This window comes from Aeromonas sp. R3-1, assembly GCF_040908345.1.
Taxonomy (GTDB): domain Bacteria; phylum Pseudomonadota; class Gammaproteobacteria; order Enterobacterales; family Aeromonadaceae; genus Aeromonas; species Aeromonas veronii.
In genome coordinates this window covers 1-11,788 of sequence record NZ_JBFODN010000146.1, presented here as the reverse complement: position 1 = coordinate 11,788, position 11,788 = coordinate 1, and the positions used below count along the sequence as shown (strand labels likewise).

At 61.9% G+C, this 11,788-nt stretch carries 9 protein-coding genes; 4 read left to right on the top strand and 5 right to left on the bottom strand.

What is annotated here, in order from left to right:
- The 4 genes from AB5Y85_RS08985 to AB5Y85_RS08970 form a co-directional block, all read right to left on the bottom strand.
- Positions 1-1,479: membrane assembly protein AsmA (locus tag AB5Y85_RS08985; RefSeq protein ID WP_368221344.1), on the bottom strand; the 1,479-nt coding region annotated here is incomplete at its 3' end.
- 31 nt (positions 1,480-1,510) lie between these two features.
- Positions 1,511-3,580 (bottom strand): ATP-dependent DNA helicase RecG, encoded by a 2,070-nt coding sequence (gene recG, locus AB5Y85_RS08980; RefSeq protein WP_368221343.1) that lies wholly within the window; start codon positions 3,578-3,580, stop codon positions 1,511-1,513.
- Positions 3,581-3,770: 190 nt separating this feature from the next.
- Positions 3,771-5,120 (bottom strand): CDP-diacylglycerol--serine O-phosphatidyltransferase, encoded by a 1,350-nt coding sequence (gene pssA, locus AB5Y85_RS08975; protein WP_257687513.1) that lies wholly within the window; start codon positions 5,118-5,120, stop codon positions 3,771-3,773.
- Between the two features lie 200 nt (positions 5,121-5,320).
- Complete coding sequence (locus AB5Y85_RS08970) at positions 5,321-6,694, bottom strand: GntP family permease (RefSeq protein WP_101530379.1); 1,374 nt, start codon at positions 6,692-6,694, stop codon at positions 5,321-5,323.
- A gap of 153 nt (positions 6,695-6,847) precedes the next feature.
- On the opposite strand from AB5Y85_RS08970, the gene AB5Y85_RS08965 reads away from it, so the two are divergent.
- Genes AB5Y85_RS08965 through AB5Y85_RS08955 form a run of 3 tightly spaced genes read left to right on the top strand, consistent with a single transcriptional unit; the run spans position 6,848 to position 9,801 of the window.
- On the top strand, positions 6,848-7,357 hold the full coding sequence (locus AB5Y85_RS08965) for a gluconokinase (protein WP_005340649.1): 510 nt from the start codon (positions 6,848-6,850) through the stop codon (positions 7,355-7,357).
- Positions 7,354-9,150, top strand: a complete 1,797-nt coding sequence (gene edd, locus AB5Y85_RS08960) for a phosphogluconate dehydratase (protein ID WP_100644830.1) — start codon at positions 7,354-7,356, stop codon at positions 9,148-9,150. The genes AB5Y85_RS08965 and edd overlap by 4 nt, the downstream gene beginning before the upstream one ends.
- 9 nt (positions 9,151-9,159) lie before the next feature.
- Positions 9,160-9,801 (top strand): bifunctional 4-hydroxy-2-oxoglutarate aldolase/2-dehydro-3-deoxy-phosphogluconate aldolase, encoded by a 642-nt coding sequence (locus AB5Y85_RS08955; protein ID WP_005342660.1) that lies wholly within the window; start codon positions 9,160-9,162, stop codon positions 9,799-9,801.
- 84 nt (positions 9,802-9,885) lie between these two features.
- Here AB5Y85_RS08955 and AB5Y85_RS08950 read toward each other — a convergent pair whose 3' ends face one another.
- Positions 9,886-10,893: a substrate-binding domain-containing protein gene (locus AB5Y85_RS08950; protein ID WP_257687514.1), complete on the bottom strand. Its 1,008-nt coding sequence runs from the start codon at positions 10,891-10,893 to the stop codon at positions 9,886-9,888.
- Between the two features lie 89 nt (positions 10,894-10,982).
- Here AB5Y85_RS08950 and AB5Y85_RS08945 point away from each other — a divergent pair, with 89 nt between their 5' ends.
- Positions 10,983-11,633, top strand: coding sequence for a Qnr family pentapeptide repeat protein (locus AB5Y85_RS08945; RefSeq protein ID WP_005340643.1), 651 nt, complete (start codon positions 10,983-10,985; stop codon positions 11,631-11,633).
- Positions 11,634-11,788: the final 155 nt, after the last annotated feature.

The window sequence follows — 11,788 nt, the reverse complement described above, 5'->3', positions numbered from 1 at the left end:
CTGCAGATCCAGCTTGGTCGCCTGCAGTTGCAGGCGGCTGCTCTGGCCCGGTTCGCGGCCCCACTGGCCACTCAGGCTGAGGGTGCCCTCATCCGGCAGCGAGCTGGTGAGTTTGCCCAGTTGCCAGGAGCTGGGAGTCAGTTCCCCATCCAGCTCGCCGTTGCGGGCGCTGAGGCCATCCCACACCAGCTCGAACCACTTGCTCTCGATGCGGGCACGGCCGAGCAGCGGGCCGGGCTGATTATCGCGCAGGGCGAGATCGCTCAGATAGAGCTGCCAGCCGGTCAGCGACAGGGGCAGGGTATCGTCGAAGGAGAGCACCTTGAGCTTGTCGAACGCCAGCTTGCGGATATCGACCTGCTGCGGGCGCCAGCTCTGCCAATCCTGCCACCACCCTTGCGGCAGGCTGATATCCATGCCGCTCAGCGCCACGTCTTTCAGGGTCAGCTTCTGCTGCTGGCTATCGAGGGATAGCTCGACATTGAACTCCCCTTCATAGGCCTTGCCCTGCAGTTCGCCGTCGATCTGCTGGGGCGAGAAGGCGAGCTTGCCCTTGATCTCCTCCAGCTGGAACAGACCGCGCCCCATGTCCCCCAGGGTGCCGCTCAGATAGCCGGTGGGCTGGTTGCCCGCCTGCCAGTTGAAGGCGGTGAGCTGGCCGCTGAAGTTGTTGAAGGAGAGCTCCTGATTGATGTCGTTGAGGCTGACGCCGTCCAGCTGGCCGCGATCCAGCGACACGCTTTGCAACGGGAAGCGCTGCGGGAAGCCTTGCTGTGTCAGATCACCCAGCTCTATCCGCATGCCGCGTGCCTTGAGATCGTGCAGTTGCAGGGTGCGAGCGGGCCAGTCCAGCACCATGCCGGTCTCCAGCAGACCGTCAAACAGGTTGGTCACCAGCTTGTCGGTGCGCAGCACTTCTCCTTCCAGCCGTCCTTGCAGGTTGAGACGGGCGAAGGTGAACTGCGGAGTCTCCAGCTGGCCGATATTGAGGCTCAGGTTGGCCTGTGGCTGCCGTTTCGGGTCGATCAGCTCCCAGTCGCTCAGGGTGGCATTGAGACCGCGCAGGGTCAGCTCGGGGCTTTCCAGACTGAGCCGGTCTATGGTGCTGTCGCTGATGGTGAGGGAGTGCACCGGCAGGTTCGGCAGCTGGTTGGGCAGCGGCAGCTTGATGGCGGGGCGAATGAGATCGAGATGGGCGATGCGCACGTCGCGGCTCAGCCAGTCGATGCTCTCGATCTCCAGATAGATCTTGTCGAGGGAGACCGCATCGCCGTAGCGTACCTGCTCTGCCAGCAGGGTGTAAGGGTGCAGCGGGTTGAACACCAGTCGCCCTATGGTGACCGGTACGCCGGTCTGCTGGCTGATCCAGCTGGCGATGGGGCCTTTGGCGCGCTCGGCGTCGAACAGGCCGAGGGCAATCCAGACAAACAGCAGCAGGAAGGCGAAGGTGTAGAGCAGGCCGCGTAGCCAGGAATTCATGGTTGCTTTCCTCCTGTTTTGGGATTTGTTGTCAGGCGTTTGAGTAGTGGTCTCGCAAACCGAGCCAACGGCGAATCAAGGGTTCGACATGGCTTGGGTGCCTATCCATCAGGAAGCGCGCCATTTTTTGCACCTGTGGAATAAGCGGCTGATCCCGCACCAGATCGGCGATCTTGAGGTCGGCCAGACCGGTCTGGCGGGTGCCGAGCAGTTCCCCCGGGCCGCGCAGTTCCAGATCGCGCTGGGCGATCAGGAAGCCGTCGTTGGTCTCCCGCAGCACCCCGAGTCGGCTCTGGGCCGTCTTGGACAAGGGGGCATGATAGAGCAGCACGCAGTGAGAGGCCACCGCACCCCGGCCAACCCGGCCGCGCAGCTGGTGCAACTGCGCCAGCCCGAGCCGTTCCGGGTTCTCGATGATCATCAGGCTGGCGTTGGGCACATCCACCCCCACCTCGATGACGGTGGTGGCGACCAGCAGTTGCAGTATGCCTGCCTTGAACTCCTCCATCACCCGCTGTTTCTCGACCGGGCGCATCCGGCCGTGTACCAGCCCGATATGCAGGCCGGGCAGCAGGTTCTGCAGCTCGGCGGCGGTATCCTCGGCAGCCTGACACTCCAGCACCTCCGACTCCTCGATCAGGGTGCAGACCCAGTAGGCCTGCTTGCCCTCGGTGCAGGCGAGTTTGACCCGCTCGATCACATCGCCGCGACGGCTGTCGGGCAGCGCGACTGTGGTGATGGGGGTGCGGCCCGGCGGCAGTTCGTCGATGACCGAGGTGTCGAGGTCGGCATAGGCGGTCATCGCCAGGGTGCGGGGGATGGGAGTGGCGGTCATGATCAGCTGATGGGGATGTACCCCTTCCCGCTCTCCTTTCTCGCGCAGGGCGAGACGCTGATGCACCCCGAATCTGTGCTGTTCATCGATGATGACCAGCGCCAGGCGCTGGAACACCACCTGCTCCTGAAAGATGGCGTGGGTGCCCACCACCATCTTGACGCTGCCATCTTTGATCGCGGCCAGCGACTCTTCCCGCGCCTTGCCTTTCTGTTTGCCCGCCAGCCAGCCGACTCCGATGCCGAGCGGCTCCAGCCATTTGGCGAAGTTGATGGCGTGCTGTTCCGCCAGCAGCTCGGTCGGCGCCATCAAGCCCACCTGACAGCCGTTACCGATGGCTTGCAGGGCGGCGAGTGCCGCAACCAGCGTCTTGCCAGAGCCCACGTCGCCCTGCACCAGCCGCATCATGGGGTGACTCTGTTGCAGATCATTACTTATCTCGGCCACCACCCGACTCTGGGCGCCGGTGGGCTTGAACGGCAGGGCGCCGAGCAGTTTCTCGACCAGCGCGGGCGCCGGTTTGAGGGCGCGGGCCAGCTGGGTTTGTGCCTGAGCACGCACCTTCAAGACCGAGAGGTTGTGCGCCAGCAGCTCCTCCAGTACCAGTCGCTGCTGGGCCGGATGCTGGCCGCTTTCCAGCAGCGGCAGCGCCACCGAGGGAGGTGGGCGGTGCAGCAATTTCAGGGCGGCAGCCAGTTCAATCTGATGGGGATAGAGTCCGGCGGGCAGCAGCTCCTCGACGCCATAGAGGTCGAGCTGGGCCAGCGCCTGATCGGTGAGGTTGCGCAGGGTGAGCTGGCGCAGCCCTTCGGTAGTCGGGTAGACGGGGGTGAGCGCCTCTTCGGTCTGACCGGCCTGCTCCTCGCCGAGCAGCTTGTACTCGGGGTGGGCCATCTCCAGCCCGTATTTGCCGGGACGCACCTCGCCAAAGCAGCGGATCAGACGGCCCGCCGCCAGACTGTTTTTCTGGGCGGCGGTGAAGTTGAAGAAGCGCAGGGTGAGGGTGCCGGTACCGTCGCTGATGCGACAGACCATCATGCGGCGGCGCCCCATCACCAGCTGAGTGTCCTGGATTTCGCCCTCGACGGCGCCGTGCAGACCGGGCGGCAGATCGCCGATGGGCCACACCTGGGTGCGGTCCTCGTAGCGCAGGGGGAGGTGGAACAGCAGATCCTGTACCGTGGCCAGCCCCAGCCGCTCGAGCTTCTCCAGCATCTTGCTGCCGACACCCTTGAGGCTATCGAGAGGAATTTTATCCAATTTCATCAATTAGATGCCCGAAAATACTGTAAATATGTCCAGATGATAGGGGTTGTTGAGGGGCCGATGCAAGCCGAGTTGCTGCTGGCAGGGCCGCCAAGGCGAGGGAAACGGCGGATATAACAAAGGCCTGCCGAAAACGGGAGGCCTCTGTGTTGTTGCCAACAGGCAAGGTGCGGGCGCATGGCGCCCAAGGTCAGATAATCCGCTTGAGTAGCAAATGGGCCTTGACCCGGTGGATCCGTCCCAGCAGCTTGCGCACCTGTTCCGGGTAGTCCTGGATCTGCTCCACCTGATCGAAGTGACTGATCCGCTTGGTGTTGGTCAGGATGTTCTCCCGCTCCGCGTTGAACTGGGGACGCAGCAGGTGGCGACGATCGTGTACCAGCAGGCCATTCTCCAGATCCAGCGCCCAGGCGCGGGGGTTGAGGTTGTTGCCTGTTAGCAGGGCCCACTCGTCATCCACGAAGATCCCCTTGAGATGGTAGGAGTTGCGCTCGCAACACCAGAGCATCAGGTTGAGGCGGCCGTCGTCGATGTGGCGCTGGTTGCGCTCGGCAAACTTGCGCAGGTTGGTCTCGTAGAGATAGGGCAGGCCACCGATGGTGGAGAACTTCTCTTCCGGCGGAATGAAGAAGTCGTTGGCGGTCTTGTCGCCCACTACGATGGTGACTTTGCAGCCGCGCTGCAGCAGATCCTCGATATCCTTGCTCAACTCCTTGGGGGGGTTGAAGTAAGGGGTGCAGATGAAGATCTCCCGCTCGGTGGCGCGCACCAGATTGCGGATCATCAGGTTGAGCTGATTGTTGCGCTTACCCAGACCCACCATGGGGGTGACGGCCACCTCTTGAGTGTTGACCGGCATGGTGCTGAAGCGGTACTGGCTCTGGCGCAGGTTCTGCTTGAAGCGGCGGATCGGCCCCTTCAGCTGCTTGGCGCTGGGGATATCGCTGTGATCCAGTCGCTGCACCGCGTCGCTCTTCACGAACAGGTCATCCACATAGTTGACCATGCTGCGGGCCAGCTCCGGGCTGGTGATCTGGTGATAGCGATCGAAGCGGTAGCGATCTTGCTGGTGCAGGTAGATGTCGTTGAGGCTGGCACCGGAGTAGAGCACCACATCATCAAAGATGAAGCCCTTGAGGTGGAGCACGCCGAGCAGCTCGCGCCCTTTGACCGGCACGCCGTAGATTTCGATCTGGTGCTCGTGTTCGGCAGCCATGGCCTGATACATCAGGTGGTTGCCGCCCTGCTTGCCCTTGCCGATCAGGCCGCGCTGGGCACGGTGGAAGTCGACGAACAGCTTGATGTCGAGGGTCGGATTGCGCTGCTTGGCGGCGTAGAGGGCGGAGAGGATCTCCTGGCCTGCTTCGTCATCCTGCAGATAGAGCGCGACCAGATAGATGCGCCGGGTGGCACTGGCGATAAGCGCAAGAATGCGGCGTTTGAAATCCTGGGCGCTATAGAGCACTTCAAACTGATCCGCTGCGACGGCGATCTGGGGCAGGCGCGCCAGCAGTTGTCGATAATGGGCCGATGAATGCATAGATAAACCTGAAATCACGGGGTTAAGCGTTCCACTCGGAGCGATGAATAGGCGATTCTAGCAATCTCGCCCTCTCAGCCAAAGAAAGAATCATCAGAAAGATGAAAAAGGCCTCACGAGTGAGGCCTTTTTCTGGCAACGGTTGCGAATGGCGGACGGACGCGACCCGCCTGCATCCTTGTGACGGGCTAACTAGTCATTTAGAAAAGCATGCTGGCCAACGCCACAATGAGAAAGGCTATGGTACCAAGTAGTGTTTCCATGACGGTCCAGGTTTTGAGGGTTGTCTTCTCGTCCATGTTGAGAAAGCGACTGACCAGCCAGAAACCAGAGTCGTTAAAGTGGGAAAGTACGGTTGCTCCGCCTGCGATGGCGATGACGATAAAGGTAAGATCCAGCTCGCTTAGTCCTGTGGTAGCAGCTACGGTCGGCGCCATCAGCGCAGCTGTGGTAGTCAGCGCTACGGTAGCCGAGCCTTGAGCAACCCGCAGTGCGGCAGAAACAAGGAAGGCGGCAAGGATTACTGGCATGCCGGTGTCGGAGAGTACATCAGCAAGCGCAGTGCCGATGCCGCTCGCACGCAGCACCCCACCGAACATGCCACCGGCACCTGTTACCAGAATGACGGCACAGACGGGGGCTAATGCATCGTTGCAGAACTTTTCGAGCTGTACCTTGCCCTGAGTCTGTCGGAACATTAAGAGGGCGTAGAGCACGGTTATTAGCAGGGCCACCGGGGTCTTGCCAATCATGCGTAGCACGTTGACCCAGTCCGCTCCCTTGTCGATGACTCCCATGGTACCCAAGGTATTGAGGCCAGTATCCATGAAGATCAGCAGTAGCGGCAGCAGCAGGATGGAAATCACTTGGCTGAAGCTGGGGGCCTTGTCAGCTACCTGCTCGGCGCTGGCAGTAAAGCTTGGGGGCAGGGGGAGGTCAAACTTCTTGCCGGACCAGAGCCCGAATAGGTAGGCGCCTAGGTACCAGGTGGGCAGCGCGACCAGTAGACCCACGACAGTCAGCAGACCAATGTTGGCACCCAGCAGTTCGCTGGCGGCCACTGGGCCTGGGTGTGGTGGCAGGAAGGCGTGCATCACCGCAAAGGCACCGGCGGAGGGGAGTGCATATTTGAGGACGGAGCCGCCAAACTGCTTTGCCACGCTGAAGATGATGGGCAGCATGACGATGAGGCCGGCGTCGAAGAAGATCGGGAAGCCGAATAGCAGGGAGGCCACACCGAGCGCGAAGGGCGCGCGGTGGGATCCGAAGCGGTTTATCAGGGTATCGGCCAGAACCTTGGCACCCCCCGTCATCTCCAGGATTCGGCCAATCATGGCGCCCAATCCGACCAGTAGTGCCACCGAGGCCAGCGTGCCGCCGAAGCCGGTTAGCATGGTGGGGATCACTTGATCATAGGTGACGCCGGTAGCCAATGCTGTCAGCAGACTCACCAGGGTCAATGCCACGAAGGCGTGAACCTTGAACCGCATGATGAGCATTAGCAACATGACGATTGCCCCTACTGCAACCGAGAGCAGATAGGTTACATCTGGCGTGTTCATTGCTCCGTCCATAAATGTGTCCTCAAATAATACCGATTGTTGTTATGCACATTTCTGTGCTCCACTTCACATTGCGCAACGTTACCGGTAACATGTTACCGGTAACGTGTTAGATTAGAACCCATCAACAGCTGGTTTTTTGAAAAGTGGGACAGAGGTCAAATTATGGCGGGTAAGTGCATTATCGTGATGGGTGTGTGTGGTAGCGGCAAATCCAGCGTGGGTCTGAAAGTGGCCGAAGCGCTGGGCGCCAAGTTCATCGATGGTGATGACCTGCACCCCAAGGCCAACATCCAGAAGATGGCTGGCGGCAACCCCCTCAACGATGAGGATCGTGCCCCCTGGCTGGAGCGGATCCGCGACGCCGCCTACAGTCTCGAGCAGAAGAACGAGACCGGCATCATTGTCTGTTCCGCCCTCAAAAAGAAGTACCGCGACCAGATCCGCGAAGGCAACGAGTCGGTCAGCTTCATCTTCCTCGATGGCAGCCAGCCGCTGATCCTCGAGCGGATGCGTGCCCGCAAGGGCCACTTCATGCGTGAAAGCATGGTACAAAGTCAGTTCGATACCCTGGAGCGCCCGGATGGCGAAGCCGGTGTATTCCACATTGATATAGACGGCACCTTCGAACAGGTGGTTGACCGCGCCGTCACAGCATTGGAGCAAGCCCAATGATTCATCAGGTAATTTCCGACGTCACCGCCCGCATCCGCGAGCGCAGTGTCGCCCGTCGTCAGGCATTTCTGGCCCGCATCCAGCGTCAGGCAGAGCAGGGCAAGACCCGCGCCGCGCTGGCCTGCGGCAACCTGGCCCACGCCGTGGCCGCCTGCAGCAGTGACGAGAAGGGTCGCATTCTCGATATGACCCGCGCCAACGTCGGCATCGTCACCGCCTACAACGACATGCTGAGCGCCCATCAGCCCTATCAGGGCTATCCGGATCAGATCAAGGCAGTGCTGGCCGAGCTGGGCCACAGCGCCCAGGTCGCCGGCGGCGTGCCCGCCATGTGCGATGGCGTGACCCAGGGTCAGCCGGGGATGGACATGTCCCTCTTCTCCCGCGACCTGATCGCCCAGGCGACCGCGCTGTCGCTCTCTCACAACACCTTTGATGCGACCCTGCTGCTCGGCATCTGCGACAAGATAGCTCCGGGTCAGATCATGGGGGCCCTCTCCCACGCTCACCTGCCGACTGCATTTGTTCCTGCTGGCCCGATGGCGAGCGGCATCAGCAATGACGAGAAGGTGAAGGTGCGTCAGAAGTACGCTGCCGGTGAAGTGGGTCGCGATGCCCTGCTGGAGATGGAGTGCGGCGCCTACCACGCGGCAGGCACCTGTACCTTCTACGGCACCGCCAACACCAACCAGCTGGTATTCGAGGCCATGGGCCTGATGCTGCCGGGCTCTGCCTTTGTCCACCCACACAGCGAGCTGCGCCGCGCCCTGACCGCCGAAGCGGCCCGCCGCATCAGCGCCATGATCCCGGGCTCCCCGGCCTATCGCCCGCTGAGCGAGGTGCTGGATGAGCGCTCGCTGGTCAACGGTCTGGTGGCCCTGCTCGCCTCCGGCGGCAGCACCAACCACAGCATCCACATGGTGGCGCTGGCCCGCGCCGCCGGTCTGGTGCTGACCTGGGATGACATCAGCGATCTCTCCGACGTGGTGCCGCTCTTGGTTCGCATGTACCCGAACGGCCCGGCTGACGTCAACGCCTTCGAACAGGCGGGCGGCGTGCCCGGCCTGATGCGCCGTCTGGCGCAAGAGGGGCTGATCCACATGGACGCCACTCCGGTCTTTGGCGAGATGCAGGATTACCTCAGCCGTCCGGCACTGGTCGATGGCCAGCTGGTATGGCAGCCGGTGGGCGAAAGCGGCGATGCGAGCGTGCTGTCGCCTTCCGGCAGCGTATTCCAGGCCACCGGCGGCACCAAGCTGCTGGCGGGCAATCTGGGCCGCGCCGTGGTCAAGGTCTCTGCCGTGGCTCCCGAGTATCGGGTGATTGAAGCGCCAGCGCGGGTCTTCTCCTCCCAGCATGCGGTGGAAGCGGCCTACAAGGCGGGTGATCTCAATCAGGACGCCGTTATCGTGGTGCGCCACAATGGCCCAGCCGCCAACGGCATGCCGGAACTGCACAAGCTGATGCCTGTGCTCGGCAACCTGCAGAAGGCGGGTTTCAAGGTGGCGCTGGTCACCGATGGCCGTCTCTCCGGCGCCTCCGGCAAGATCCCGGCTGCCATCCACGTCACTCCGGAAGCGCTGCACGGCGGGGCCATTGGCCTGCTGGCCGACGGCGATCTGCTACGGGTTGACGCGGTAAACGGCAGCCTCGACTGCCTGACCGATTTGAGTGGCCGTACCCAGGCCGAGATTGACCTCACTCTGGAACAAGAGGGGTGGGGCCGTGAACTGTTCAGCGTGATGCGTCGCGCGGTATCGAGCGCCGAGTGTGGCGCTACCATCTTTGACTAAGGAAGAGCTATGCAGAACTGGAAAGTGACCCCGGCCGAGGTGTTTGCCGCCTCCCCGCTGGTACCCGTGATGGTTATCAACGAGCTGGATCAGGCCCTGCCGATGGCCAAGGCGCTGCTCGACGGCGGCATCTCTGTCTTCGAAATCACCCTGCGCACCCCGGTGGCGCTCGATGCCATCGCCCTCATTGCCAAGGCGATGCCGGATGCCATGGTCGGAGCCGGTACCGTGCTCAACTGCGAGCAGTTTGACGCAGCCGTCGCTGCCGGTGCCCGCTTCGTCATCTCCCCGGGGATGACCCCGGCCCTGCTGGCCCACGCGGCCAAGAGCACTGCACCGCTGATCCCGGGTGTGGCAACTCCGTCTGAAGTGATGCAGGCGCTGGAAGCAGGCTACGACCATCTGAAGTTCTTCCCGGCCGAAGCGAACGGCGGCACCAAGGCGCTCTCCGCCATTGCCGCGCCGCTGCCTCAGGTGAAGTTCTGCCCGACCGGCGGTATCGGCCCGAAAAACGTGGCCGACTATCTGGCGCTCAAGTGCGTCGCCACCGTCGGCGGCTCCTGGATGCTGCCGGCCGATGCGGTCAAGAGCGGCAACTGGGAAGAGGTGACTCGCCTCTCCCGCGAAGCGGTTGAGTTGGTAAAACGCTAAGCATCAGTTGTGCAGAAAACCAAACAGGCCACCCTCGGGTGGCCTGTTTGCTATCAGCGTGACTTAAGTGGGTGAGGGAAGGGATTACCCAAGACTCTCCCCGACAAAGAGGGAGAAGCCGATATCCTTGCGGGTGTCGGGTTGGGATTGGCCGTTGAGACGAGCCAGCAGCATGGTGGCCGCCTCCCGACCGATCGCTTCCCGCGGGGTGGCGATACTGGCCAGCTTGGGGGTCATGGCGTGGCCAATGTCGAGGGCGTTGCAACCGGCGATGGCGATCTGCTGGGGCACCGGGATCCACTTGGCCTGACACTGCAACAGGGCGCCCACCGCCAGGTCATCGTTGGTGCAGAACAGGCCGTCGAGGTCGGGATAGCGTACCAGCGCCTGATCCAGCAGCTCGCCCCCCAGAGTGAAGCTGGAGGATTGTTCGGTCAGCAGATGCTGGCCGGTGAGGCCGAAGTCGGTCATCGCCTGATAGTAACCCTCCATCCGCAGTTGGGTACGTACGTCGAGCCGCGCCCCCAGATAGACCACCTTGCGTCGGCCCCGGCGCAGCATCTCTGTTACCATGGCCCGGGCCGCGGCTCTATGATCCATGCCGACCACCATGTCGATGGGGGTTTGTGGCAGATCCATGGTCTCCACCACCGGAATGCCGGCGGTGGCGATCATCTTGCGGGTGCGTTCGGTGTGCTGGCTGTCGGAGAGGATCAGCCCATCCACGTGATAGGAGAGCAGTGACGCGACCTGCTCCTCCTCCCGCTCCGGGCTGTAGCCGTAGTGGGCCAGCAAGGTCTGGTAACCGGCCGGTCGGGTCACCGACTCGATGCCGTGGATCACCGCCGAGAAGACCTGGTTGGAGAGGGAGGGGATCAGGATGCCGATCGCCTTGCTGGTCGCGTTGGAGAGAATGTCCGGCGCCCGGTTGGGGATATAACCCAGCTCTTCCACCACAGCCGCGATCCGCTCGCGGGTCCCCTCCGCCACGGTCTGTGGGTCGCGCAGATAGCGGCTGACAGTCATCTTGGTCACGCCGGTCTGGTCGGCGATATCTTGCAGGGTGGGGCGGCGCTTGCGGGTGGGGCTCATAGGGGTGTCCAGGGTGGATGTTACATGTAACATTACCGTTTTTGGCGGATAAAGTCAGCATATGAAGCCGTTTTTGCAGGAGTTTTCCGATGATCAGAGGCAAGCAGTTCGTGGATGTCCGGTTCGAGCAACAGGATGTGGAGGGGGAGCAGTTCTCGGAGTGCCGCTTTATCGGATGCAACTTCTCCTGGCTGGATTTGAGCGATAGCCGCTTCATTGACTGCAGCTTCTACGATCGGGAGAGTGAACGGGGCTGCCTGTTGCAGGGTTGCGATCTGCGCGAGGCCAGCTTTCTACGCTGCGATCTCACCATGGCCGATTGCAGCCGCAGCCAGTGTCTGGGGTTGGAGATGCGCGACTGTCAGGCGGTCGGTATCAACTTCAGCCATGCCAGCTTCGCCAACCAGATCACCGCCAAAAGCTACTTCTGCGAGGCCCATCTGACCGGCAACAACTTCAGCTACGCCAGCTTCGAGGGTTGCCTGCTGGAGAAGTGCGAGCTGACCGGCAACCGTTGGCAGGGGGCCAACCTGTTCGGTGCCTCGCTGGCGGGTTCTGATCTCAGCGGCTCCGAGTTTGGCCAGATTGACTGGACCAGCTTCAAGCTGCAGGGCTGCGATCTGCGCCAGTGCGACCTGCCGGGGCTGGATCTGCGCCGGGTCGATCTGCAAGGGGTGCAGATCAACGAGGATCAGCAGCAGACATTGCTGGAGCAGATCGGTCTGGTTGTCTTCCCCTGAGCCGAGCTAAAAAATAGGTAATTTTTCATCAAATGGGAGTGACAGCGGGTTGCTGTACTCCTGTGTCTAGTCCTGAAATAGGTTTACACATTTTCAACTAGCATTTCTCTACTCAGAACCCCCTATGTGCCGCATCGGGGGTTCTGTATTTCAAC

What these genes read in the sequence shown, in the direction of transcription:
- AB5Y85_RS08965 (WP_005340649.1), top strand. Translation starts at nt 6,848, where the DNA reads ATGGCGGGTAAGTGCATTATCGTGATGGGTGTGTGTGGTAGCGGCAAA.
- recG (WP_368221343.1), bottom strand. Translation starts at nt 3,580, where the DNA reads ATGAAATTGGATAAAATTCCTCTCGATAGCCTCAAGGGTGTCGGCAGC.
- AB5Y85_RS08945 (WP_005340643.1), top strand. Translation starts at nt 10,983, where the DNA reads ATGATCAGAGGCAAGCAGTTCGTGGATGTCCGGTTCGAGCAACAGGAT.
- AB5Y85_RS08950 (WP_257687514.1), bottom strand. Translation starts at nt 10,893, where the DNA reads ATGAGCCCCACCCGCAAGCGCCGCCCCACCCTGCAAGATATCGCCGAC.
- AB5Y85_RS08970 (WP_101530379.1), bottom strand. Translation starts at nt 6,694, where the DNA reads ATGGACGGAGCAATGAACACGCCAGATGTAACCTATCTGCTCTCGGTT.
- pssA (WP_257687513.1), bottom strand. Translation starts at nt 5,120, where the DNA reads ATGCATTCATCGGCCCATTATCGACAACTGCTGGCGCGCCTGCCCCAG.
- AB5Y85_RS08955 (WP_005342660.1), top strand. Translation starts at nt 9,160, where the DNA reads ATGCAGAACTGGAAAGTGACCCCGGCCGAGGTGTTTGCCGCCTCCCCG.
- edd (WP_100644830.1), top strand. Translation starts at nt 7,354, where the DNA reads ATGATTCATCAGGTAATTTCCGACGTCACCGCCCGCATCCGCGAGCGC.